The 24,371-nt window shown below is 55.2% G+C and carries 27 protein-coding genes, 1 tRNA gene and 1 riboswitch; of the genes, 6 read left to right on the forward strand and 22 right to left on the reverse strand.

Features of this window, described 5'->3' with window-relative positions; translation table 11 throughout:
* Nucleotides 1–5 precede the first annotated feature (5 nt).
* The 16 genes from ABWQ15_RS05450 to ABWQ15_RS05530 all read right to left on the reverse strand — a co-directional run bounded on the left by ABWQ15_RS05450 (nt 6) and on the right by ABWQ15_RS05530 (nt 11,428).
* Entirely contained in the window at nt 6–596 is a 591-nt protein-coding gene (locus ABWQ15_RS05450) for a hypothetical protein (protein WP_187034884.1), read from the reverse strand.
* A gap of 47 nt (nt 597–643) precedes the next feature.
* Nucleotides 644–1,168 (reverse strand): hypothetical protein, encoded by a 525-nt coding sequence (locus tag ABWQ15_RS05455; protein WP_187034882.1) that lies wholly within the window; start codon nt 1,166–1,168, stop codon nt 644–646.
* Nucleotides 1,169–1,206: 38 nt separating this feature from the next.
* Nucleotides 1,207–1,773: a YodL domain-containing protein gene (locus ABWQ15_RS05460; protein WP_187034880.1), complete on the reverse strand. Its 567-nt coding sequence runs from the start codon at nt 1,771–1,773 to the stop codon at nt 1,207–1,209.
* Between the two features lie 28 nt (nt 1,774–1,801).
* Nucleotides 1,802–2,377, reverse strand: coding sequence for a hypothetical protein (locus tag ABWQ15_RS05465; RefSeq protein WP_228724974.1), 576 nt, complete (start codon nt 2,375–2,377; stop codon nt 1,802–1,804).
* Entirely contained in the window at nt 2,367–2,663 is a 297-nt protein-coding gene (locus ABWQ15_RS05470) for an AbrB/MazE/SpoVT family DNA-binding domain-containing protein (RefSeq protein WP_187034878.1), read from the reverse strand. The genes ABWQ15_RS05465 and ABWQ15_RS05470 overlap by 11 nt, the downstream gene beginning before the upstream one ends.
* Nucleotides 2,660–3,109, reverse strand: a complete 450-nt coding sequence (locus ABWQ15_RS05475; RefSeq protein ID WP_187034876.1) for a hypothetical protein — start codon at nt 3,107–3,109, stop codon at nt 2,660–2,662. The genes ABWQ15_RS05470 and ABWQ15_RS05475 overlap by 4 nt, the downstream gene beginning before the upstream one ends.
* A gap of 34 nt (nt 3,110–3,143) precedes the next feature.
* Complete coding sequence (locus ABWQ15_RS05480; protein WP_187034874.1) at nt 3,144–4,070, reverse strand: DNA adenine methylase; 927 nt, start codon at nt 4,068–4,070, stop codon at nt 3,144–3,146.
* A 365-nt stretch (nt 4,071–4,435) separates the two neighbouring features.
* On the reverse strand, nt 4,436–4,762 hold the full coding sequence (locus ABWQ15_RS05490) for a hypothetical protein (RefSeq protein WP_187034870.1): 327 nt from the start codon (nt 4,760–4,762) through the stop codon (nt 4,436–4,438).
* Nucleotides 4,763–4,776: 14 nt separating this feature from the next.
* A complete protein-coding gene (locus ABWQ15_RS05495; RefSeq protein ID WP_187034868.1) occupies nt 4,777–5,811 on the reverse strand; it encodes a hypothetical protein in 1,035 nt (344 codons plus the stop codon).
* 5 nt (nt 5,812–5,816) lie between these two features.
* Nucleotides 5,817–7,040, reverse strand: coding sequence for an antirestriction protein ArdA (locus tag ABWQ15_RS05500; RefSeq protein WP_330601015.1), 1,224 nt, complete (start codon nt 7,038–7,040; stop codon nt 5,817–5,819).
* A complete protein-coding gene (locus tag ABWQ15_RS05505) occupies nt 7,033–7,758 on the reverse strand; it encodes a DUF4314 domain-containing protein (protein ID WP_187034866.1) in 726 nt (241 codons plus the stop codon). The genes ABWQ15_RS05500 and ABWQ15_RS05505 overlap by 8 nt, the downstream gene beginning before the upstream one ends.
* Nucleotide 7,759: 1 nt before the next feature.
* On the reverse strand, nt 7,760–8,911 hold the full coding sequence (locus tag ABWQ15_RS05510; protein ID WP_187034864.1) for an LPD28 domain-containing protein: 1,152 nt from the start codon (nt 8,909–8,911) through the stop codon (nt 7,760–7,762).
* A 63-nt stretch (nt 8,912–8,974) separates the two neighbouring features.
* The gene (locus ABWQ15_RS05515) at nt 8,975–9,574 is read right to left on the reverse strand and encodes a hypothetical protein (protein ID WP_187034862.1); all 600 of its coding nucleotides are present in this window, start codon (nt 9,572–9,574) and stop codon (nt 8,975–8,977) included.
* A 1-nt stretch (nt 9,575) separates the two neighbouring features.
* The gene (locus tag ABWQ15_RS05520; protein ID WP_187034859.1) at nt 9,576–10,742 is read right to left on the reverse strand and encodes an antirestriction protein ArdA; all 1,167 of its coding nucleotides are present in this window, start codon (nt 10,740–10,742) and stop codon (nt 9,576–9,578) included.
* Nucleotides 10,743–10,913: 171 nt separating this feature from the next.
* Entirely contained in the window at nt 10,914–11,129 is a 216-nt protein-coding gene (locus ABWQ15_RS05525; protein ID WP_353907758.1) for a hypothetical protein, read from the reverse strand.
* 223 nt (nt 11,130–11,352) lie between these two features.
* Nucleotides 11,353–11,428, reverse strand: a tRNA-Ala gene (locus ABWQ15_RS05530).
* Nucleotides 11,429–12,077: 649 nt separating this feature from the next.
* Between ABWQ15_RS05530 and ABWQ15_RS05535 the strand changes: the two genes are divergently transcribed.
* The 3 genes from ABWQ15_RS05535 to ABWQ15_RS05545 all read left to right on the forward strand — a co-directional run bounded on the left by ABWQ15_RS05535 (nt 12,078) and on the right by ABWQ15_RS05545 (nt 15,606).
* A complete protein-coding gene (locus ABWQ15_RS05535; RefSeq protein ID WP_353907759.1) occupies nt 12,078–12,257 on the forward strand; it encodes a hypothetical protein in 180 nt (59 codons plus the stop codon).
* A 251-nt stretch (nt 12,258–12,508) separates the two neighbouring features.
* A complete protein-coding gene (locus ABWQ15_RS05540; RefSeq protein ID WP_353907760.1) occupies nt 12,509–13,189 on the forward strand; it encodes a stalk domain-containing protein in 681 nt (226 codons plus the stop codon).
* Nucleotides 13,190–13,515: 326 nt separating this feature from the next.
* A complete protein-coding gene (locus ABWQ15_RS05545; protein ID WP_353907761.1) occupies nt 13,516–15,606 on the forward strand; it encodes a methyl-accepting chemotaxis protein in 2,091 nt (696 codons plus the stop codon).
* A 62-nt stretch (nt 15,607–15,668) separates the two neighbouring features.
* Here ABWQ15_RS05545 and ABWQ15_RS05550 read toward each other — a convergent pair whose 3' ends face one another.
* From ABWQ15_RS05550 to ABWQ15_RS05570, 5 genes are all read right to left on the reverse strand, one after another.
* On the reverse strand, nt 15,669–16,127 hold the full coding sequence (locus tag ABWQ15_RS05550; protein WP_353907762.1) for a VOC family protein: 459 nt from the start codon (nt 16,125–16,127) through the stop codon (nt 15,669–15,671).
* Nucleotides 16,128–16,159: 32 nt separating this feature from the next.
* Nucleotides 16,160–16,798, reverse strand: coding sequence for a stage II sporulation protein R (gene spoIIR, locus ABWQ15_RS05555; protein WP_353907763.1), 639 nt, complete (start codon nt 16,796–16,798; stop codon nt 16,160–16,162).
* Nucleotides 16,799–16,889: 91 nt separating this feature from the next.
* A complete protein-coding gene (gene ispE / locus ABWQ15_RS05560) occupies nt 16,890–17,756 on the reverse strand; it encodes a 4-(cytidine 5'-diphospho)-2-C-methyl-D-erythritol kinase (RefSeq protein WP_353907764.1) in 867 nt (288 codons plus the stop codon).
* Nucleotides 17,753–18,274: an SLOG family protein gene (locus ABWQ15_RS05565; protein WP_353907765.1), complete on the reverse strand. Its 522-nt coding sequence runs from the start codon at nt 18,272–18,274 to the stop codon at nt 17,753–17,755. Before ABWQ15_RS05565 ends, ispE begins: the two co-directional genes overlap by 4 nt.
* Before the next feature lie 289 nt (nt 18,275–18,563).
* Nucleotides 18,564–18,974, reverse strand: coding sequence for a hypothetical protein (locus ABWQ15_RS05570; protein ID WP_353907766.1), 411 nt, complete (start codon nt 18,972–18,974; stop codon nt 18,564–18,566).
* A gap of 314 nt (nt 18,975–19,288) precedes the next feature.
* A riboswitch (FMN riboswitch) is annotated at nt 19,289–19,438 on the forward strand.
* Nucleotides 19,439–19,539: 101 nt separating this feature from the next.
* Between ABWQ15_RS05570 and ABWQ15_RS05575 the strand changes: the two genes are divergently transcribed.
* Together ABWQ15_RS05575 and ABWQ15_RS05580 are read left to right on the forward strand one after the other, a co-directional pair.
* On the forward strand, nt 19,540–20,163 hold the full coding sequence (locus ABWQ15_RS05575; RefSeq protein ID WP_353907767.1) for an ECF transporter S component: 624 nt from the start codon (nt 19,540–19,542) through the stop codon (nt 20,161–20,163).
* A 70-nt stretch (nt 20,164–20,233) separates the two neighbouring features.
* Entirely contained in the window at nt 20,234–22,144 is a 1,911-nt protein-coding gene (locus ABWQ15_RS05580) for an LTA synthase family protein (RefSeq protein WP_353907768.1), read from the forward strand.
* A gap of 144 nt (nt 22,145–22,288) precedes the next feature.
* Here ABWQ15_RS05580 and ABWQ15_RS05585 read toward each other — a convergent pair whose 3' ends face one another.
* Nucleotides 22,289–22,720 carry an Lrp/AsnC family transcriptional regulator gene (locus ABWQ15_RS05585; protein ID WP_353907769.1) on the reverse strand — a complete coding sequence of 144 codons (432 nt, stop codon included), beginning with the start codon at nt 22,718–22,720 and terminating at the stop codon, nt 22,289–22,291.
* A gap of 234 nt (nt 22,721–22,954) precedes the next feature.
* On the opposite strand from ABWQ15_RS05585, the gene ABWQ15_RS05590 reads away from it, so the two are divergent.
* Nucleotides 22,955–24,319 carry a pyruvate carboxylase subunit B gene (locus ABWQ15_RS05590; protein WP_353907770.1) on the forward strand — a complete coding sequence of 455 codons (1,365 nt, stop codon included), beginning with the start codon at nt 22,955–22,957 and terminating at the stop codon, nt 24,317–24,319.
* The last annotated feature ends 52 nt before the right edge of the window (nt 24,320–24,371 follow it).

The raw sequence follows: 24,371 nt of genomic DNA on the forward strand, positions 1-24,371 counted from the left end.
ATCGGTTATGTGAGCTGGAACAGGAACACGAGGCTGTGGTTTGCGGTGTAGGCCGCGTCAAAGGCAAGGCCGTAATCCGCCGTAAGCGTCAAGGTTCCGGTCGTGGCAGGGTTCAGCGATCCGACCAGCAGCGACGACGGGGTGGTCGCCCAATGGGTGGCGGTGCTGTAACCGGAGTTCCAGCCGATGGAGTCCTTTGCCTTCACGCCGAGCGCGATGTATTTCTTGGAATCTGCGTTGTTCAGCGTATTCCAGCTTTTCGCCGCAGGATCGACATCGGTAAAGGTCAGTGTACCGCCGGATGCTGCGGTGAGGGACTGAACGGTAACATTGACCGCCGTTTTGGTATTATTGGTGATCCCAATGTCCGGCGAGGTGAACGTGCCGGCGTCGGGGCTGATGGCGTATGCCACGTTGATCGGATGCGTCACGCTGATAGTCAGCGGTGAAATGGAGCCGTTGATCGTCACGTTGCCGGTGACGCTGCCGGTGCCCGAATCGGTTGTGGTGGTCGCAGCAAACGCCGGAACCGCCGCGAGGGTGAGCATAGTAAGGGTGACAATACCCGCCAGCAGTTTCTTGATACCTTTTTTCATGGGGAATCCTCCTTATAAATCTGATTGTAAGCCGAAATTCCGACTCATTATGAAACGGTGAGCTTAAGGCGGTAATCCGCCTGGCCGAGCAGTGACTTGGTATCCGTGCTGTAATATTTGATATTTGCGATGACGTCGTAAGTACCGGGGGCCACCTTCTGGGAGAGCGTAATCTGTTCAATGTGCTGACCTGGATAAATTGGCACCGACGTTGCGACAGTCTGCCCGTTCAGTATGACAGCGCACTGCTCAATTACCTTGTTGGATGCCGGGTTTTCCACCGTCCATGTCCCGACTGTGCCCTTTCCACCGCTTGAAAAAGCGATCTGTTCGCTTACTTTGTCGGTGACTACGACCTCCTTCTCCCGCAGCTCGGATAGGATCTCCTGCCGGGATTTGGGAACGTACCCGCCCGGTAAGGCATTGCCGTTATCATCGAGCGAAGAAGGGGCCGATTGGCTGGATGGGGATGGGCTGCCATTCGGTGTCCCGGCATGGCAAAAAGAAAAAGTGATACCGATTGCCACGAGCAAAAGAATGAATAGGACAATCATCAAAATCCTTTTTTGCATATCACACCTCCATATGTGATAAAATCCTTGAGAATCTTTTAAGGGCTCATGGCGGGCCCCTGACACATTTCCTGTCCAGGTTGTTGAAAGCCAATCTCTTTAAACCCGAAGCGATCTACATAGTGAAAGGTGCTGCCGGACACGTCGTACAACTCCACCACGTCCGAGATCGAGAGGCTGTGGCCCTTATAGCCGGGCGGGTGGTCGATGTTGAATTTCTCATAGAGCGCTTCGAGATCGTTGGTACTTACCTCACCGTCGTATACTACCTCATAATTTTCCGGGTCCGGCTCCCCGAAGCGTTCCGTTAGCTCGTCGTAGCCGATGAATTTCATCATGACGTCGGCGTCTGGCTTCAGCTGATGAATCCGGCACTTTTTCAGCACTTGCGGGTTGCCCTCCGTATCGGAGATGCCGGACGTGAGACGGTCATAGGTACCGGACGCCCATTCCACCGAGAGCCCTTTCTGTTCCGAGAGATAAGACTCCATTTCGTCGGTGCGGAACATGGGGTCGACGACCGCCTTGTTCCGCTTTGCGTCAAGATATCCCGCGGTGTTGCCATAGTACAGGATGCGGTTGTTTTTCACCTGAATGCCGTCCATGGGGGTTCCTCCTTTCCCGGCATATGGTTCATAATTTCAGTTCCATGCCGCTGTCAGACTCCGGACGCTGTACGTCCAGAGCTTCCCTCGTCGGGAAAATGAGCTTGCCCTCCCGCATATCAAAAACGCAGCAATCCTCCCGGTCACAGATCATGAGGCGGTGCTGGTAGCGGCTCTGGATATCGATGTACTCCCGGACCTCCAGATCATTCGCAAGTGGGACACCTGAAGCGTACCGGCCGTCCGGCAGGAAGCAGTAGCCGAAAAACTCCGGTTTCTTCGGAATCTCCGAATCCAGAGGACGAATCTGCGAGAGCTGGAGCCGCGCGCGGTCGGGAAGCAGTTCGGGCTTTAACAGGCCGAGAAGCTCACCGCGCTTTCTGATGACGCATTCTCCGTTTGAGAGGGACACGGCGCGCACGGCGTCGTCGGCCGCGTTTGGGAAGCTGCCTGCCCCGCCTTCGCAGAACAGGAGCTGGCGGACGCCGCGCTGGTCTTCCGGCAGAGCATCCGGATCGATGACGGCCACGAAACCGGCGATAAACATGCCGGTTCCGGTCCGGACGCAGTCCTCGGGCCCGTACCGCGATTTTTCAGTTGACACGAAGCGGCTCCTTCCCGCCCTGAAGCTGTTCCAGCAGCTTCGCGGCTATGGCGATCTTTTTTTCCTCTGGCATGTCCCGGATCGCGGCGTAGATGAAGGCTTCCACCGCCTCCGGAGACTGGTCGCCAACCTCGATGAGATCCACCTTTTTCACGTTGACGGCTCCCTGGCTGACGCCAAGCCGGACGATGTCGCCGTAATCCATACCGGATGCGGCGCGGAGCTCTCTTGGAATGAGGACACGGCCCTTGCCGTCCACGACCTTATACATCTGCTTTGCTTTCATGCGAAGTAACCCTCCTTTTTCATAACCTCCCGCACGGTGTCGGGATGGATGCCGAAGGACCGGAATATCTCCCGGAGACCGTCCGGCAGGCGGTCGAGGACGTCCGATTCCCGGATGATAATGGCGCCGGGGACGCAGGTGACGTCCAGATCCCCGTCGATGGGGATGCCCGCGGCCCGCAGGAGATCGTGCGGCAGGGCGAAATCGTCCGCTTCCTCAGCGCTTTCTCCGTCCTCATCGCCGCCGCAGTCCTGTGTGAAGAAAGACATGGCCGAATCCTTCGGCGCGGCCAGCATCATCAGGCCGGGAAATTCTTCGTCCTCCGGGACGGCCAGAAGAGCGAACACCTCGTCGCCGGGCCGGAACCCTTCGAGTTTCACGGACTCCATGGGCAGAACCAGGCGGCCCTCCTTGTCCACATTTGCGGACACTTTCAAAAGCTTCATATTGGTTTCCTCCTAAAATATATTTGGGTCGATTTCACGCGGTAAGCCCGGCGGTATCGAAAAGCCCCAGCTGGATCGGCAAGTCCCGCAGGCGTTCGCCGGTGTCGTAGTTGGAGATCAGGACTTCGGCGTACTCGCAGCCGCTGTCGTACCGCTGCGCCAAATTGTTCAGGCGGCTGACCGTTTCGATCCGGAAATCCTGGTACAGCTCCCGGATGAATTCGCAGTCGTTGTAGCTGACTAAAAATTTGCCTTGGCAGCCCTTCAGGGTGTCCCGCAGCCGGAAGTGATCCTCTCTGCGGAATTCCACGGCGTAGTGGCCTTCCGTCAGATAGTACGGCGGGTCGCAATAGATGAAAGCGTTTTCCCGGTCGTACTGCTTGATGAGTTCTTCAAAATCCTTGTTCTCTATGACCGTATCTTTTAGCCTCCGGCTGCCCTGCCAAATGAGATCGAAAGTCTTACGGATATCGAAAGGCTGACAGCCGTAGCTGGTGCAGCCGCTTCCGTAGCTGTAGCGGATCACCTTGAAAAACGCGGCGGCCCGCCGGATATTGTTCATCTCGGCTCTTTCCAAAAGAATCGCCTTGATCTCGTCGAACTGGACGGGCGTCAGCTCCCGCTGGGCAAGCTCCAGCTCCTGGCGCATAAACGCGTCGGTGAATTCCTCCTGCTCCAGAAATTTTCTCAGCACAAAGAATTCATCCCGGCCGTTCAGCGGCAGGAAACCCAACTCCTTCAGGAACGCCATCGGCTGGTCGCGGACGCAGCGGAACAGGTTGGCAAGGTCGGAATTGAAGTCGTTGTAGACCTCCATGGCGGCGTCGGGTGTTCGTCCGAACAGCACCCAGCCTCCGCCGCCGAAGACTTCGATATACCGTCCGAACTCCTTCGGCATTTTCTGATAGATGAGATCCCGCAGCGCTTTCTTGCCGCCCACCCAGCTGATGATGCTGTTCATCGCGTCACCCGCCTTTCCGGCTGCGGCTGAATCTGTCCATGTCGGTTTTCATGCAGGAACCGTCCGGACTCCAGCAGATAAAGCCGACGCGGGGATATGGGCAGCCCTCACAGCGTGGGAGATCCCGCGGAGGGGGCACGGTGTGTTTCTCCGGAGGGCCGGTCGCTCCGGCTCCTGTTTTTTCTTCTGCTTTGGTTTCCTGGCGCATGGCGCGCTCCTTTCCCGGAAAACAAAAAAGGCGCCGCCTTTTTACAAAGACAGCGCCTCTCGTTTTCCGTATGCGATTGTGTATCGATTTGACGACGACCTGCTTTTTTCCCTGAAACGCAAAAAGCGCCTTCCGATTCTTTTAAAATCAGAAGGCGCTACATATGAAACTGCATCCCCTGGTCGGGATAAAGGATGGCGAAGCGTGAGGTCTGAAGCTCCGCCGCGTCGCCGTTTTTCACAATCTCAGGATGCATCCCGATCCAGCTCAGGTCTTCCGAGGAGGCGGGCTCGGGTGGGCCCTGCCCATAACGGAAGGACTTGACAACGACGGCGATGTATTCCGATTCGCCGCAGTCCTCCACCAGCTCCCGGTACACCTTGGAGTTCTGGATGTCCTCCAGTTCCGGTATGCCACCCATGATCCCGATATCCCGGATGCCGGTGTTGGTTTCCAGACCGACGAGAGAAAATATCATACTCATGTCGCCAGCCTCCTTCATAGGTTCAGGCTCAAACTCTGTTCCTGTGGGGCAGGTTCGCTGAATTCATGGATGAACGCTTGGTCGTTCCGGGCAATATATCCGTCCGCGCAGCGCTTGAGTCCAAGCCGTTCGATCTCGGACTTGCAGTAGGAGGCATAGTCGAAATACAGGGCCGCGGTGCTGTTGGGAGCGATAATTCCTGCCCGTTCAGCAATCCGGCGCCCGAACTTTTTCCAATGTTCCTCGGAAGGAATGAAATCATAGCAGTTCAGATTTTGGGAGATGTCCAGCGCCTCGTCGAGCCGGGTACAGCCCTCCAGCTCCATTGCCGCCCGGAAATATTCGTCGAAGCAGGTCATTCCCTGTTCTTGTTCCTCCAGCACGTAACCGAGGTTATTTCCGGCGTCGATGAGCTGTTCGAGAGTCGCGTACTGACGCGCGGGGTTCGTGATGTTCCAGAGGCAGCATTTCGCCTCCAGCAAGACCGCGCCGTCCCATCCCGTCACGCCGAGCACTTCCCGCGCGGCGGCCCGCTCGTCCGGCTCGCCGGTGATGGGTTCGTGGTCGGGGAGCATGAGCCACACGCCGTCCGGACAGTGAGCGGACGCAACCTTCAGCCGCATGGCGGCGTCTCCGGCCGTCAGCTTGCTGAGAGAGTCCCCGGCGGCGTAGATCTGCCGGAGGGGAGAGGTCTGCTCCACGAAGCCGCCCGATGTGAAAACCCCGTCATGCTGCTCCCGCAGGTCGCGTCCCCAGCGCGCCGTATCAAGAAGGGGTATCTGTTTTTCGGGAATTCTTTCCCGGCAACGGGCGACATAAGCGCCGAGCGCGGCGTCATCCGTCGCGCCAAGGCAGAGGGAAAAGCTGTCGAGCTGCTCCGTCAGATTAATCATGTCCGCGGCGGTGTCGATGGATTGAAGCCGGGCGGCACCCTCCAGCAAATACCGTTCCCGGACGGACATTTCGGCAAAGCGGCGTTCCAGATATGCCGTTTCATCCATGCTGCCGGAAAGATCTTTCCACGGGTAGGGATACGGATATGCTTTCATCTTTTTCACCTCATTTCCATCTGCGGCCCGGGCCGGTTCAGGCACTGCTCCACCGTCCGGCCGTTTCGGGAGACGAGGATGCCATAATCGGTGGCGGAGGCGAGGTTGTGCTCCATGAGCTTTTCGCCGTAATGATGGAGAGCCGCATCGCCGGAAAACAGTTCTTCTTTCAGAGGGATTGAGCATTTCGCAAGCTCCGTTTTCGCGTAGTCCGCGGGGGTGGCGGCTTCCCGCAGAAGAGAAAACTCGTCGGCCTGATACGCGAGGTCGAGCGCCTCGTCCAGTGAGATGTCATCGGGCGCCGCTGCGATCATGGCCTTGCAGACCGGGATGCCGCCCTCCCGGTCGAGGTGTCGGAGCTGTCCGGCCAGCTCATTAACCAGCCCGTAACAGTCGCCGTTCGTGGCTTCCAGCTCGTCAGTGATCTTTTCCATCAGCCGGGGGACGGTGCAGTCCACGGCGGTGAACGCGCATTCCTCCGGGGAGGCTGCGTCAACCTCCTTCACCGCGTGAAAAAGTTCCTGATCGCCGGTGGGCAGCTTCAGGAGCGTTGAAAGGTCGTTGTCATATTCGGGATCGTTGAAGCGTCCCTTAGTCACGTGAAGGAGTACGGTATAATCCGGCTTCTCGGCGGGAACGGCCTCTCCGCTTTGGTACAGCCGTGCGATGATGCCGTTCTGTACCACATAACCGTGGGGAGTGAAGACGCCGCCCTCGCCCTCGCGCATCTCCTTACCGATCTTTTCAAAGTCCAGCCAGGCGTAGATATTGTCCGGCACACTGTCGAGCTGCGGGACAAACCCGTTTTCCGCGTAGAATTTGCCGAGGGATTCGTCGTCGTGCGCTTCATAGGCGATCTGGCAGTGCTCCATGCTGGCGGTCATGTTGATGAGCCGGTCCAAGGGGATGGGTGCGTAGCTGGTTTGCACAGCGTCCATCATGACCATGCCCTCGAAGCAGTCCAACTCCCAATCGCTGAGGGAAGCCAGACGATTGCACAGGTGGTTGAGTTCATAAAGGTTGGAGCTCGGGCTGAGAAACTGCGGCAGGTAGTCCAGCTCACAGCTCAGGATCTCCGTGGAGTAAATGACGCGCTCATCCGTCACGCGCGCCCTGTCCAGCGCGTCCAGAATTTCATAGGGCATGGCAGGCAGAACGAGGGTTGCGGAAGTGTTTGCCCCGAACGGGCCGGGGCGGCTGATCTCCAGCTCCATAGTTTTATTATTCAAGCGTCATTCCTCCCATCTGCTGGCCCTGCTCCAACTCGTCCCGTGTCATGATGCTCCAGCTTTTATCACTGCTCCACAGGCTGACATAAATTTCGCCGTCCCCGGTTTTGATTGGGCGCTGCTCGAACCCTTCCCCGAAGCCGTCTGCTGCCTGACCGATGATGGTTTCCTTGAGCCGGTCGAGTTCCTCCGCCATCAGATCGCCCTGCACGTGGCACTCGGCAACCCCCATCAATTGGCCCTGAACACGTTCTATTGTGAAAACGTAAGACCGTACCTTTCTGTTTACGCTGTCGTCCGCGCCGTAGTATTTCATAAGGCCGCGCTCCGTTTCCTCCGGCCTGCGTTCTTTCAGAAGGGCGGCGAGAATGTGATCCTCATAGGAAAGGGCCGTCCGGCCGTCAAGCTCAATGGGATCATCGTCCATGTCGCCGTATTCGTTGCGCTCATAGCTTCTGACGGTGAGCGGCATGTACAGCTTCAGCGTCTGAAGCGGCTGCGGAATGACGGAAAAGCGATCCTCACCGGGGATGAGCGCGAGGGTGCGGCCGTTGTCCCATTGCATGTGTATCCCGCAGGCATCGTCAACAAAATCAACGGTTCCCTCAGTGCCGGGTGGCACCGGAGCGTAGGGATCGCGCATTTCCGTGAGCCGGATGCGGGTGCCGGGCGGATACTGTTCCTTTATGAATTTCACCCATTCGGAGTTCTGTCTCATTTCATAAACCTCCCATCGTGATGCCCTGCTCGGGCGTCTGTTCTATGATTGCCCCGCGCAGCGTTTCCGCCGCCTCCGCGATGACCGGATCGCCGGAGAAGCTGGCGAGTCGGGTGTAGTCCTCCGACAGCTGTTGTTCGCCGTTCAGCGTGATTGCGAGATCCACGGTGGCGATCCCGTCCTTGGTCACGCCGAGCCGCTTGTTGCCGCTGCCTATGTCGTTATATAACTGGATCGCCTCCGGAAGCGTCAGGTCGCTGGTGAGCTTTTCACTGGGCGTGTTATAATCCTGAAAAATGAACCAGCTGTAGCTGTGAGGCAGCGTATTGTCCGCGGCGTTCCGGAGCAGTTCCTTTCCAGCCTCCGTGAGGCCATGTTTTTGTTCTGGAGATTCCTGCTTCATGTTCATCCGTTGCGCCCGCAGGTCGAAGGCGGTGAGATAGGCGTGGTAATCTCCGGAGCCGGGATTGCACCGCAGGCAGTAACGGTACCGCCCGGTTTCAATCACATAGCCGTAGTTCTGCCGCCAGCCGCCCTCGATCTCTCCGCCGCGATTGCCGCAATAGCCGTACATGGCACTGAGATTTTTCAGAGGGCCGGTTTCCCTGAGCTCGTTGACCAGCTCTGTCAGTTCCGTCTTGAACTCGGGGCTGTTCAGCGACTCGTCGCCGCGAGGATGCCAGGTGTGCCAGAACTCATTGCCGTCGTGCCCAAAATCAATGCGGACATGGCCGATGGCGCCCAGCTCCGCGTCCTGTTCCTCCGGCAGGGCATAAAAAAATCCCGCCTCATTAGGAGAGGCGGGGCGCAGAATGAATTTCCGGTGGTCGGGCGGGAGCGCGATGCCGTGTTCCTCGCAGAATTCCGGCAGCGTCAGGCATTCACCGAGAAAATTAAGCTTGCCGCGCAATCGGCGGAAGCCCTCCTTGGGAATGGTCACCGGCTCAGCAGTCAGCACCGTGCCGGCGTGATTGACCGCAACCTGATTTTCCACTGTCACCGGCTTGCCGGGATCGTAGTCGGAGCCGCGCAGGTCGTAGCAGTGGAAGCCTTCGGGTATCGTGGCGCGGTCAATGCGGGAATTCGTAAAGAGGGCGGGTTTTCCGAAAAGCTCCACATGTTCATACTGTTCCTCTCTGGCGTTTACGCTCATGTGTAATTTTCATCTCCTTTATATTTGTCAAGCACACAGGATACCATGAAGCGGCGGGAATAGCTATCCCATATTCATTCCGCCGAACTCCTGAGCCTGGTGGGGCTGGGTAAAATCCAGCAGGGCCTGATCCGCGCTGTCTTTTCTGAGAACATAGCCGCAGGAAATATACGCGCCGCCGTGATCGGCGTAATACTCGGTGCCGATCTTCCCGTAGTCCAGATAAGGTCGGACGCTTTCACTGAAAGGCTTGACGCCGGATTCCACAAGACAAACGCCCAGCTCCCGGTCAGTAGTAATTTCGGGAACGAGAATATAATCTTCCAGCCGTTCTCCAATGTCGATCACATCATCCAGGCCATTTACAGACTCGGCATCCAACGCACCCTCGAATACGAAGCACTGCTCGCGGCCCAGCGTGTTGACGATCTCCGCGATGCGGTTCAGCTTTTTTAGCTGATCGGGATCATTCACGTTTGCACGCTTCAAGTAGCGTCCGATATTCCAGACGTCGCTGATGGTGCCGTAGATGCGGGTGGAAGCAACATTGCTGCTTGTTTCATCCAGTTGTGACATTACCTCACCGACATCGGCCAGAGTTGCCGGAAGCTCCAGATATTCGTCGTCATAGGCACCGTCTCGGGTCAACTGCAGCTTGAGCATGTCACATTCCTCCCAGCGTCTGTTCCATCCGTTCCGTTTCACTGCCCGCCAGCACTTCCTCAATGGAAATGAAGCCGTGGTAGCTGACATAGCCGCCGCCGACATACTGGCCCTGCTCCTGACTCATGCGCTGTTTTCCATACTTTTGATAGTCATAGAACTCATCCAAATTTTCATCGTATTCAAATCGACCAGATTCCGCGATCATGTACCGCCCGTATTCCGCGGGAGTGGAGACCTTCGGAATGAAATCGAACAGGTCGAGCTGTTTCAGGAGGTTCCGCGCTTGGACAAGATCATCGGGCTGAACCATCTGAAGGACGGCGCCAAGCTTTTGCCGGTAGCCCTGATCCAATTCTACAAAGACGGCGCATAGATCATTGACGTCATGGAGGTTCTCGCCGCCCAGCAACGCAGTTAATTCCTTCGGTAGCTCGCTGTCGGAATACCGCAGCCGCATGTCTTCGGGAACAGAGATCCCGGTTCGAATGACAGATCGTTCTATCTGCCAGTCGTTTATAGGAAAGTGCAGCCAGGTGATCGGCGTGGCATCTTCAGAAAATCTGCGATCCGTCATCGCCACAGTCAGCACGGTATTGCCGCTGTACAGGTAGTCGGGATAGTACTGTCCATCGTAGAGTTGTTCCAGCTGCATGCCGTTGTCATAGACGACGCCGTAAGGCGTGACCTTACCGTCCTCGTTGAGCAGAAGGGACAGGGCCAGCTTTCGGGCGTCGACTGACTGCAGTTCTTCTGCCGTTGCGCCGCCATGGATGTCCAGATAATGCGCGCGGCCAATGGAGGCGAGGTCGGAAAAATTCTGCACCACCGTTGCGCTCTGACAACAAAAGGTCAGATTGATGAGATCGGTCATGTCAAAATAGCCGCGGCTGACAGCCACACCCTGAAACTGTGCGAGCTCGCGCCGGTCAAAGCTGTCCAGCCGTTTGACGAGATAGTCCAGCTCGTCGACGTTCACGGCAGTCTTTTCAAGACGCTTGAGGATCGGAACGTCACCGCCGACCGAAGCAGCATAACAGTCACGCTCCGTAGCGCTGCCGATACCAATGGACTCCAAATCCGCGTATACATTTTCCGTGATGGGGAAGCCGACTGTCACGGCAGGTGAGCCGGGCCGGTTTGAATTTGATAGGGTTGCATAGACCATGGAGCATTCCGCCTTTCTTTTCTGAATTTTATATCGGGGTATAAAAAAGAGCCATGCTCTCCAAATCGGAAAACATGGCTCTGTCCAAATTTATTTATGCTTGCGCTCACTTTATAAAAAAGCAAAGGCATCAGGAATTCCCCTCATGCCTTCGTTTTTATCGATCAAAGATCACTGATTTTCATTTTGAGAGAGAAGCTGCTTTACAAGTTCTTCGGGAGTTGTGCCGGCTTCTTTTACGGCATCCAGAAGTCGACGGATATCTTCCTGTTCTTTTGCCTCCAGCAGTTCTTTCTTTTTCGTCTGGAGTTCCTGAATCTTGGATTCAACATCCGCAATCTGTTCTTCAATGGGCTTTTTACGTGATCCGCGCGGCATTTTAATCACCCTTCTCTATAAAGTATAGGTTCAGTATAATTACTTTTTTCTGCCAAATCAAGTGCTTCCGCTTCTATACGTGAAGGGGGTAAGGATGATATGCAAAAAAGAGGCGCGGTCGTGTGCAGTAATGTGCAACGGCGTCTCTTTTTATGCTTTGCTCTTTATCAAGTGCCCGGTCTGATAGGTAAAACGAAAGCCACAAGGTTTTGGCCTTGTGGCTTATTGTTTTTGGTGGAGATAAGCGGGATCGAACCGCTGACCTCTTGAATGCCATTCAAGCGCTCTCCCAGCTGAGCTATACCCCCATGTGTTCGGAAACCCTTGATTTCACTGGATTTCCCGGCTATTCAGTTTTTTGCTTTTTCTCATTTTTGAGGGGTCGCATACCTGAGCGCTTGCGCTCCCAGCTGAGCTAATCCCCCAGATAGTAGAGAGTGCGAATATGAACTTTTTGAACTTACAAGAACGGAGGACACGCTTGTGTTGGACGCCCGGCTGAACTAATCCCCCAGATAGAAAAGAATACAACCGAAATTATAAAAAACACCTTGCTGAAAAAATAATACAAAACCCGTTCCGAACCCCAAAACCATTGCCCCGCAGCACCATGCGGCGCTTAGAACAGTTGTCAGTATAGCAAAGAAAGATTGCTTTGTCAACAGTTAAATCCAAATTTTTTCTTTAAAAAAATGTTTTCACTGTCTTTTACGTCTACCACAATAAATATCAGACCAATGCTATGCACCACAGTTCATCTCTGCTATAATCCGATTTTTGCAGATCCCCACAGAGCCAAAAGATAACTGCATCATACAGCGCATTTAAGAAAAAATTTTTGAGGCCCCGTGCAGGCCGGAACCAAGGCCCCAGACAGACATTCTTATATTCCGGGGAAAGCTCTTCACGGTATAAATTTTTTTCTAAAACGGTATACTGCTTTAAGAGGTGATTTTAATGGACAGCGGCATTTCCTCCGCCATGGCCTTCGGAGCGCTCCTGCGGGAAAACCCTGAGGCCGCTCACATCTACGACACTTGCACCCCCCAGCAGAAGCAGCGACTCCTCCTTAAAATTCAAAGCGTCCCCGTAGACAGCATGGAATCCTTTGTTTCACAGCTGAGTTCCGCCCTTTAATTTATGGGCATCCTCAAAACAGCGGTTCGCAACAGCCCTGACTTAAAAGTCAGGGCTGTTGTACGTGTGCCCAGCGCCGCATCGGCTACCTTTTCGCGCCTTATGACGGAAAATAATTTTATATCCTTTTTTGCTTTGAAGATTTGTTTTTTTTCGACGTAGTGGTAAAATCAACCTGCACCCGCAGTTTACAACAACATAGCGTCCAAATATCCAAGATGCGGGAGCGCAAAAAAGAAAGGAGATTTTTTATGATGAAAACAAACGGTTTAAAGGGTTTTATTGCCGGAGTACTTACCACGCTCCTGCTGGTCTCCTCCATTTGTATGGTGGGAGCCTCAGTGGCTAAGAGTCAGAAAACGTTGGAATATAAAAACATTCAGGTTTCGCTGGACGGCAAAAAGTTGGATTTGAAGGACGCAGCGGGTAACGCCGTGGAGCCGTTCATGTTGGACGGGACCAATTATCTCCCCGCCCGGGCGTTGGCTGAGGCGTTAGGGCTGGACGTCGCCTGGGATGGAAGTACCAACACGGTGGTGTTGAAGACCTCCGGGACGAAAGCAGAGGAGACACCTGCGACGGAAAAGCTGGTGTACGATCAGAACAGCGTAAAGATCTACTATCTGGGCATCACTGCCGGATCTTCGTCTCTGGGCGGCTCCAATATCAATCTGCGGATTGAAAACAATTCCAGCAAGGGCATTATGGTACAGGTACGGGACTTCTCTGTCAACGGCTTCATGACTGACAGCGTCTTTTCCTGCGAGGTTGCCGCGGGAAAAAAGGCCAACAGCGACATCAAGCTTTATAGGAGCGCGCTGGATCAGAACAACATCACCAATATCACTGGCGTGGAACTGAAATTCAAGGTCATCAACTCTAACGACTGGACGGATTCCACGGAGAGCAAGTCTATCAGCATTGGCGTCTAAGGTTTTTTACCGCTGAGCCGCCGAATAATAGTTTCACAAGTTATGGTTACACTTTTATGCCGGATTTGAAAACATTTCCAAATTTATCTTGTAAAATCAGCGGCAGACTGCTATAATAAACAACGGTCAGTTCTCCATATTCCGTACTGTTGCCGCACAAATGGTGGAGGGACTGTTTTCGCGGCGGCGCGCAGAGAAAATTGGAATTGCCCTGTTTTTCTATGTGATTTTTAAAGTTCTCACCCTCGGCTCCGTGGCTACCTGAAGGAAACGCGGCGCATACATGGATAAGCGGGTATGTTTCACTAAGAAAGGGCGTAGAAGAGATGAAGGATTTGCAAGAAAAAGAACCTGTAGAGAATTTCAATCTCAAAAGCACCATGGCAGCCGACCAAAAAAAGTCCACCGGAAATTTGGCAGTCAGATCCTCCAGCGGGAAAAAGGGGTTGGGCATTCAGGCGAAGTTGCTGGTAGCCCTGATTCCCATCATAATCGTGGTGATTGGCGGTATCGTGATAGCGGTCCAGTCGGCCACCTCCAAAATCCTGTTGGAAAAAGGCAACTCCCTGCTGGAAGCCAACACCAACAGCGTGGTCAGCACGGTTCAGGCTTGGATGAACAGCATTACCTCCACACTGGACGCAGAGCGAGACACGCTGGAGTACATGTCCATGACGCCGGAAGAAGAGCTTGCCTATATCCGGCACACCGCCGGTGTCAACAGCGCCATTCCGGACGGTATCTATTATGGTACCACCGCCGGTGGATTTCTTCACAGCAGCTATGTCCCCGATGCCAGCTATGATCCCCGCGAGAGAGTCTGGTATCAGGCAGGACTGAACTCCAACAGCTTTGTCTTCGGCTCTCCCTATCTGGACGTCATCACGGGGAACAACGTGGTTTTCGCCTCCGCCGCCTTGCACTATAAAAACGGCGGCACCCGCGGCGTAGCCGCAGCGGACATCCAGTTGACCACAATCTCCGACATTGTCAAGCAGGTACAGATTGAACAGACTGGCGGCACCCTGCTGGTGGACAGCAGTACCGGCATGATCATCGGGCACAAGGACGACACTGTGACGGGCACGCTTTTGACCGACCACGCCGATGATCCCTTCTATTCCCAGTTAGCCCAGTGGATCGGCAGCGAAACATACGGCCTGCAGACCTGTGCGTCCAGTAACGGGCAGATGTGCCTGGATCTGCAGCAGGTCCCCGGGTGCGGGTGGGTCGCGGTGTCCTATGTTCCAAAAACGGAAATTGTGCAGGATCTGACTGCATTGACCACCCTGCTTTCCATCATAGCCGTCATTGCCATTGCGGTCATGGCTGGGCTATTCTTCATTTTAATCCGCCGGATGGTCGTCGTCCCTGTGAAGAAATTGGACGGCGTTGCCCGCCGCATTGCGGACGGCGATCTGACAGCCAAGCTGGAATACCGGTCCAGCGACGAGTTTGGTGCTCTGGCTGCCAACTTCGGCAAAACCGTGGACCGGCTCCACAATTATGTGGACTACATCAACGAAATCGCCGCCGTGCTGGGCGAGATCGCCAAAGGCAATCTCACCTTTACCCTCACCCGCGAGTATGTGGGCGAGTTTGCCCGAATCAAGGCGGCGCTTGAAAATATCTCCGTCTCTCTGAATCAAACGATGGCTCAGATCAACCAGGCTTCGGACCAAGTCTCCGTGGGTGCAGACCAGCTCTCTGCCGGAGCCCAGACCCTCTCTCAGGGTGCATCGGAGCAGGCCTCCTCCGTGGAGGAGTTATCTGCTACCATCGATGATCTGTCTCAGCAGGTTCGCGCCAATGCCACCGACTGCCGTAAGACCAGCGGCGATGTGGACGCCGCGGCAGGGCGCGTCTCTGAAAGCAACGAGCGTATGCAGCAGCTGATTTCCGCCATGAGCGATATCAACGAGCAGTCCCAGCAGATCAGCCGGATTATCAAGTCTATCGACGACATAGCCTTCCAGACTAACATTCTGGCCCTGAACGCCGCCATTGAAGCTGCCCGTGCCGGAAACGCTGGGCGCGGCTTCGCCGTGGTGGCGGATGAAGTGCGAAATCTGGCCTCTAAATCTGCTGAGGCCGCCAAGGGTACGGCGGACCTGATTCAGGCCTCCACAGAAGCTGTTCAGCGCGGCAGCGCTCTGGCGGACGAAACCGCCGCTTCCCTTCGTTCGACGGTGGAAGACATCAAATCCGTCACGCAGGCTGTGGATCAGATCGCACAGTCATCCGACAGGCAATCCCACTCCATTGACCAGGTCGCTCACGGTGTCGAACAAATTTCCCGGGTGGTGCAGACCAACAGCGCCACAGCTGAGGAAACCGCCGCATCCAGCGAGGAGCTGTCCGCTCAGGCTCAAACGCTCCGGGATTTGGTGAATCGCTTTCAGTTGAAGGATAATTGATTCATTTTTCAACATCTAAAAACGCCGTCGGAACGAAAGTTCCGACGGCGTTTTCGATCTGTTCACTTCAGCAGGCGGTGAATCATTGCCGGCGGCACGTCCATCCTCTTTGCTATACCCTCCTCCGTCAATCCCGCATCCCGGAAGCGGTGGGCGACCGCCGTCAGAGGCTCCGCAACCTCAATCAAATGTCGGTCCGGGTCGTAAAGCCGCACGGCCCGCTGTCCCCAGCGGTGTTCAATTGGCGGGTGTACCAGCTCCGCGCCCTCCAGTTCTTTCAGAAACGCATCATAGTCCTCCGCCTCGAAATAGAGCTCGGAGACGTTGCCTCCGTACGTCAGATCAGACGGTTCCCGGTCAATAAAGTCCAGCCAGCTCTCCTCCGTCTGAAGGGAAATGCCGCCCGTAAGCGTCACATTGGCTCCAAAATCGACGGTTTTGCGCAATCCCAACACCTTTTGATAGAATTCCAGCGACCTTGGCAGGTCCTTCACCACCAACAGCGGACCTTTATATTGCATCCTGTCCTCACCCTCCCAAGTTTCCCCGTGCGTCACGAAAATTTTTCTTTCAGTGCTTCCCAAAGCTCGATGGATTTGAATTTCAACACATAGCCGCTTCCATCCTCCGTGATAAGTTTTACATCGTCACCGCTCAGTCCGGCGGACATGGCGGTTTCCGTCAAGTCGGTTGTCGAGGCGGTACACAGCGGCGGAAACACCACGCACCACCAGTTGTGCCCTTCTCCCGCACCGATGACCACCCGCAGCGCCAGGTAATCTCCGGCGGGGAGGGTAAAATCGTCGTATTCCCGAGTGGGAAAAGCGGTCTCAGCCAACTCCGCCGTGACAGTATAGTCGTACCCCCGGGCGGCAATTTCCTCTGCCGCAAGATGCTGAAGCTCCGGCAGTTCGGAGCGCAGCGCAGCTTCCGCCTCTGTTCGGTTTTTCGACTGCTCCAAAATTTCCGTGGCCCGGTCCAGAATCCTGTCCCGTACCTGCAGCTTCAGCGCCTGGTCCTCCTCCGAATCCGAGTTTGCCAGAATGTGCAGCCGCACCACCCGGTCCGCCAGCTCCTGCTGGCGGTGAAGCGCGGTCGTCCCCCAGACCAGCGCAACGGCCAGTCCGATTCCCAGCGCGATCTCCAAAACACGGCGCGCTCTGTTGGTGCGCCGCTCCTTTGTCTGTTCCATGTCGTTTCCGTCCTTTTCCGTTCCCGCCCAAGAGCGGGAGATGTACGGGCCAATTGGCCTCTGGGAAAAGTTTAGACAGAAACGAAAAAATTCATACCTTCGACAAGGGACGGGTCAAAAACGTCCGGGGATAATGCGGACGCAGCTCCTCAAAGGCCCGCCGGGCATCTTCGGGGCTTTGGAACAGCCCGAACACCGTGGGGCCGGAACCGGTCATCAGCGCGTTCTCCGCACCGCAACGGCACAGCCGCGTTTTGATGTCCCGGACTGTCTCCGCCTCTCGCAGCGTCAGCACCTCTTCAAACACGTTGGCCATTTTGGCGGCCACCGCGCTCAAATTCCCGCTGAGCAGGGCGGCGTACATGGCGGTGTGGTCCGGGTGCAAGCGCAGCTTCTCCGCTTGCACCCGCCCGAACAGCTCCGGCGTGGATAGTCCGAACTCCGGCTTGCACACCACAATCTGACAGGGCGGCATCGCGGGCCAGTCCGTCAGCCGTTCTCCCCTGCCTTCCGCCAGAACCGTACCTCCCCGGACGCAGTAGGGTACGTCGCTGCCGACCCGCTCCCCCATGGCCTCCAAATGGCGAACCGTCAGCTCGGGACAAAGCAGTTTCCGCAGCGCCCGCAGCACCGCCGCCGCGTCGGAACTGCCGCCGGCCATACCCGCCTGAGACGGAATGTGTTTTTCAATTGTGACCTCCGCCCCCGGCGCCAATCCGGTCTCGTTGAAAAACGTCCGGGCTGCTTTTCCCGCCAGATTATCCTCACCCTCCGGCAGGTTCGTACCGGGGACTCGGACATGGATCTTTCCGTCATCCCGCAGACGTACCGTCAAATAGTCGCACAGGTCCACCGAGGTCATCACCATTTTCAAATCGTGATAGCCGTCCTCCCTCCGGCGGAGAATATCCAGCGTCAGATTCAGCTTTGCCGGGGCAGTCAGTTTCAGTTCGTTCATTGAGTTTCCTCCATAATGGGCAGGTCCACCACATCCAGCCCCTGCCGCATGGCGTATTCCATGGTATAACGGGTGCCGCCGGAGCTGCCGTCAAACATGGCAATCAGAAGCGACGCATGGTCCACCATATACCGGTCCCGGCGCTGCATACAGCTGGGGCTGTATGCAGCGGAAACCATGGTCTCATAGTCGCACCGCTCCAAAAGCCGCCGATACCGCGTCCGCTCCTCCTCCGGCCAGGCATCCGCCTGCGTGGGGCAGGGAATCGCGGCCTCCACTGTCACCTCGGGATGACGGGCCTTTAATTCCAGCACACACTCGCAGGCGTACAAATCGCACCCCTGGGCCATGCCGCAGAGGAAATGGCAATACCCCTCGGCATAGGCCGCCTCCACCGCGTCGCAAAGCCGTCGCTTCAAATCCGCACAGCGGGGGTTACTCTCTTCATAACCCCAGGGCAGCTTTCCCGGCCGATGGCCGGTGAAGCAGCAGGCCGACTGTCTTCCCCGCACACGCATCCCCTCTCTTTCCTCATCCGCCCGGCCGCGGGCAGTCATTTTTCAGCATTGCGCAGCAACCGCAGATGAGCTGTAATTGTTGAATAAAATAGTGAACGTAATATAAAACAACGGCTTACCAAATTTCAAGTTAATCTGGGCCATTTAAACGCCAAATTCAGAGTAAAAAGATGCCTAAATTGGCACATTCCACGCAATTTTTGCATAATGAAGTGGACAGGACGCTGCCCTTTTTGCAGAAGTGAACATCGCCCCATCAAGTGGAAATATATCGGTCACTTTCTGCTTTTCAATACGAGATATTTCCGTTTTCCGTCTTGCGTTTCAGTAACTTGGAATTCAGATTAACATCGTCAGCCGGTAATAAGTGAAAATTCAGTACCTGCATAAGCTTTTTAAACTCGCCTGTTGTGGCCAGTTCATAAGGAGCCCCACCACCAGGGCTTTTTCGCTTAGTGTTGTTGATATGGTTCATTAAAAGCACCATGTCTTCCTGTGTATATGGATTAAAACTCTTGCCTATGGGCCGTACGTATCTGGTGTATTCATGATTTTTCTCTATGTGTGGTTTTTGCCACGAAGCTTGCGGATCACAGTAGCATACCCTTGTTCGGCGCTCGACGGCAACTGTGAATTCAATCTCTCCAATTCGCTTTAATTCACTTCTGTTCTTGTTAATTTTCTTTCCGCTTTCAGCCAAAGTTAGCTTTCCGATAATGTGATTCGGCTCATTCCCACCTCCCACAGATTGTGACCGAATCCATACTAGCACATTTCTATTGCAAAGGTAATCAACCGGTCTAAGACTCATTTTTTCCTGAAAATCGGATGCTCACTTTTGCAATCTACGAACTTGTCAATTTCTATTATAGAACATGCGTTCTTGTTTGTAAAGTACAATTTGCCAAGCGATTACGAAACCGACCATATGCCCAATTCTTTGCCTTCGGCTGAATTTTCCTCTTGCTTTTTTGTTTTAGAAGTCGTATACTTCACCACAGAAAGCAACTGAATACGTGTCTTCAGGGCGGGGTGTGATTCCCCACCGGCGGTATAGTCCGCGACCGGTCATCCGAAAGGGTGTCCGCTGACCCGGTGTGACTCCGGGACCGACAGTGATGCCTTCTAATGCGAGGGCAGCAGTCTGGATGGAAGAAGATTCCTGCGGCAGAGCCGCGCTTTCGGCGCGCTTCTTTGTTGCTTGTTTCACCTTGGGGAGACTCCGTACTGAGGTGTTTTCAAGCTAATTAAAGGAGTGTATTTTTATGTCTCAACTGGAAACCGCGGCTAACAGCCGCTCCTCTGCAAAGTCCCGCACCCATCGGCTCACCGTCGCCGCCATGCTTAGCGCCGTTTCAACGGTGCTGATGTTTGTGGACTTCTCCGTTCCGTTCATGCCTTCATTCATCAAGCTGGACATTTCGGAGCTCCCCGCTCTGCTGGCCTCGTTCAGCATCGGACCTTGGTACGGCGTGGCTGTCTGCCTTGTGAAAAACGTCATCAACTGTCTGCGGACTTCCACCGGCGGCGTGGGTGAACTTTGCAACTTCCTGCTGGGAGCTATCTTCGTGGGGACCGCGGGTGCTGTTTATCAGCGGTTCCACCATCACAAGAGCCGTAGGGGCGCGCTTCTCGGTGCACTGATCGGTGCCGCGGCCATGGCGGTGCTGTCTGTGCCCGTGAATTACTACGTTACTTATCCCATTTACACCCAGTTCATGCCCATCGACACCATTGTGGGGATGTATCAGGCAATCCGGCCTTCCACCAACGGCCTTTTGGACTGTCTGGTCACCTTTAACATGCCGTTTACATTCCTGAAGGGCATTCTGGATGTGGCGCTGTGCTTTTTGATCTACAAGCCGCTGTCTCCCCTTCTGCACAAGTAAGGCAGTTTATCCGCATGGCAGGTGACTTGTTGTCGCCTGCCATGTCGCATTCTGAAAGGAGCGTTCTCTCTTGAACGACCAAACTCTGATCCCCCAGACCGAACCGGCAGTGACGGAAGAAATCGCCGCCGCGCCGCAAAAAAAGGTTTCCCGTCTGCGCCTGTGGCTGCGGGGGGTGCTGCATGACGCCCGGACCCCCGCTCGGTTTCTCTTTTTGATGGGGCCGTGGGCGGCATATCTGTGCGTGGAGTATCTGAATGAAAACGATCCCTTCACCGCGCTGAACCACACCCAGCTGCTGTTTTCGGCTCTTTGGTACTACCTGATCTTCTGGGTAGCCCGGATGGTGACGGGGCGGCCCAAGGCCGGGGCGCGGATTGCCGTGATTCTCTGCTTCTTGCTGGGCCTTGCGAATCACTATGTTTTGGAGTTCCGGGGGCGCATTATCTTTCCGGTTGACCTGATGACTCTGAGGACCGCCGCCAACGTGGCCGACAGCTACGACTATACACCGGACAAAAACGTCTGGATCGCGGTGGGCATTCTCGCTGTATATCTTCTTTTGCTGGCCCTGCCGCCCAAGCAGGTCAAAGGGCGGCAAAAGCTGAAAAAGATTACGGCAGTCGGCTCCTGGGCCGCAATCGCTGTGTTCCTGTACGCCTTTTTCTATACGCCGCTGCTGCCCACGGTGGGCATCTGGGCGCAGCAGTGGAAAACACAGGCCAACGGCTTTTTGCTGAACTTTATGACCGCCCTGCGGTACAGCTTTGTCTCCGCACCGGACGGCTACTCCCCAGACGCGGCTCAGGGGATCGCCGACGGTGCCGGCGGCGGGACGGCGACGGACACGCAGCCGCCGGAAAATCTGCTGGTCATCATGAACGAGTCCTTCTCCGATCTGCAAGCCAGTTTCCCCAACCTGGAGCTGACGGAAGACCCTCTGCCCTTTTATCACTCCCTGACGAAGAATACGGTAAAGGGCATGATGGTTTCCCCCGTCACCGGCGGCGGCACCGCCAACGTGGAATTCGAGTACCTGACGGGGGATTCTCTGGCGTTTCTGCCCTCTTCTACCGTAGCCTATCAGCTGTACTGCTACAATGGGATGCCCTCTCTGGTGTCTCAGATGAGCGCTCTGGGCTATCACACCGCATCCTTCCACCCCTACCTATCCTCCGGCTGGAACAGAACGTCCGTCTACAGCTGGATGGGCTTTGACCAACAGCTGTATGAGGAGGACGTGGTTAATCCCCAGTACATACGCAACTATATCAGCGACGCTTCGGACTATGAGCAGCTCTACCGCCTGACCGACGAGACGAAGGGCCCTCTGTTCACGTTTAACGTCACCATACAGAACCACAGCGGCTACGCGCAGGGCTGGAACAATCTGGAGCGGTCCGTGGAATTGGCGGGCAGCAGCCGGGGATCGTCCGCCGTGGCGGCTCAGTATTTCTCACTCATCAAGGAAAGTGACAATGCCATCCGTCAGTTGATCGAACACTATCAAAACACGGACGAGCGGACCATGATCGTCTTCTTTGGCGATCATCAACCGCCGCTGGGCAACGATTTTTATGAAAAGCTATACGGCAAAAAACTGGATGACCGCACCACAAAAGAGGTCTTCCAGCAGTACGAGGTCCCGTTTTTCATCTGGGCAAACTACGATATTCCGGCGCAAGACGGCGTGACCATCAGCTCCAACATGCTGGGAACACTGACCATGGAGCTGGCGGGCATTCAGCTGACCGACTATGAACAGCTCCACGCCAAGCTGCTGGACGCGCTGCCGGTGAACACCACCATCGGCTTCGGCAGGCCCGACGGCACGCTTCTCAGCGAAACCGACGAGAGCGCCCTCTCAAAGAGCGAGGAACAGCTTTATAACGATTACCGCATCATGGCCTATAATCACCTGTTCGATGACAAAAATCAGCCGGAGGGGTATTTCGGGCCGTATCCGGATGCGAAAGGCTGAAAATCGACGGTTCTTGTCGGTGCAAAGCGGAGAAAAACCGCCCAGTCCCTTTCGTTTTTCCCCTTTGCAGCCTGGATGCCGGTCCTGAAAATCAAACAGCCGCAGCCCGTCTTCGGGCTGCGGCTGCTTTTTTTATTTTCCGTTCTATGCCCCTCCAAGTGCATAAGGAATTGGCGTCGACATGACGATCAGTGTCTGAGTCCTTCCAAACTTCTGAAGCGTCTTCACCATCCGCTCCAACTCACCGGTATTCCGAAAAGCGGCAAAAATACTCATGGAGAATGCACCGGTCACGTGATGCATCCACTGCACGCCCTCCAGCTCCCGCACACATTCGACAAACGCGTCCTGACGTTCCGGCGGGAGCGTTACGTTGATGATAGCCCGCACGTTTTCCTCCAGTTTCAGGGTGTTGACAATGGCAGTATAGCCGGTAATGACTCCGCTTTCCTCCAGCTTGCGGATACGCTCCGCGATGGCCGGCGGCGTCAGCGGCACAATCTCCGCAATCTTCTTCAAAGACATTCTGCCGTCTTTTTGGAGGCATTGCAGAATTCTGTGATCAATGTCATCCATATAAATACTCCTTTGTTTTCTTTAGATGCGTTTCGTATAAATCAGTAGGTATACGATTACAATTTCTTTTGCAAAGCAAAAAGCCGGTGGAGCTTTTCTTTTCATGGAATTAGTCTCCGCGTTTGCTTTCACGGAACAAGTATATTATAAATAAATCATAAGTGCAACTAAGGATTTCCCATGTTGAAATTGACGAATAACGGTACAGTGGATTTAGAAACGGAGAGAATTAATATGAAATTTCTGAGTGACAGGCCTCTTCTTATCACCGATACGATCCTGCGGGATGCCCACCAGTCTCAGGCTGCCACGCGGATGCGGCTCCAGGACATGCTGCCCGCCTGTGAAATTTTGGACTCAATCGGTTACTATTCTCTGGAGTGCTGGGGCGGCGCGACCTTTGACGCGTGTATGCGCTATCTGGACGAGGACCCGTGGGAACGGCTCCGCGCACTTCGCCAGCACTTGCCCCACACGAAACTTCAAATGCTGCTTCGTGGGCAGAGCATTTTGGGTTACCGAAACTACGCCGACGACGTGGTTGACTCCTTCTGCGCAAAATCCATCGAAAACGGCATTGACATCGTCCGGGTCTTCGACGCGCTGAACGACACTCGGAATATGGAGCAAGCCATCCGCTCCGTAAAAAAATACGGCGGCCTTGCAGAGGCCGCCATCTCCTATACAGTCTCTCCCATCCACGACGAGGCTTATTTCGTCTGTCTGGCCCAGGAGCTTGCGCAAATGGGCGCTGATTCCATCTGCGTCAAGGACATGGCAGACCTGCTGTCCCCCATGGCAGCCTATTCCCTGATCAAGCGGCTAAAGGAGTCCGTCACGCTTCCCATACACCTGCACACCCACGATTCCGCGGGGACCGGTGCCATGGTGAATCTGATGGCGGCATTTGCCGGAGCGGACATCGTTGATACTGCCCTGTCTCCTCTGGCGGGCGGTACCTCCCAACCCGCCACCGAGTCCATGGTTTCCGCGCTGCGCGGCACGCCCCGGGACACCGGACTGGATCTCTCCCGCCTTGGTGCGGCGGCGGCTCACTTCAAGACCGTGGCAAACTCTTTGGAACAGGAGGGCTTTCTTGATCCCCGCGTTCTGCGGGTGGACTCCAACGCCCTACTCTGGCAGGTTCCCGGCGGGATGTTGTCCAATCTCATCGCCCAGCTTCGGCAGATTGGACGGGAGAACCTGTATGAAACCGTTCTGGCGGAAATTCCAAATATCCGCCGGGATTTTGGTTATCCTCCGCTGGTGACTCCCTCCAGTCAGATCGTCGGCTCTCAGGCAGTTTTGAATGTAATCACAGGGAAGCGCTATCAGATGTTCTCCAAAGAATCCAAAGCCATGCTAAAGGGAGAGTATGGGAAGCTTCCCGGCAAGGTCAACCCGGAGGTTCTTCAAAAAGCCGGCATCCGGGAAGAAGACCGTATCTTCTGCCGCCCGGCGGATCTTCTGCAGCCGGAGCTGCCTGAAAATCGGGAAAAATACAGGGATCTGGCCCAGAGTGAGGAGGACGTGCTCTCCCTGACTCTATTTCCTCAGGTGGCGGAGGAGTTTCTCACCAAGCGGCGGAATACGCAATGACTCCCCGTTTTCTGGAGTATTACGGCAAATGCCAGCGAAAACTGCCGAGTTA

The organism is Oscillibacter sp. (assembly GCF_040505565.1).
Taxonomy (GTDB): Bacteria; Bacillota; Clostridia; order Oscillospirales; family Oscillospiraceae; genus Oscillibacter.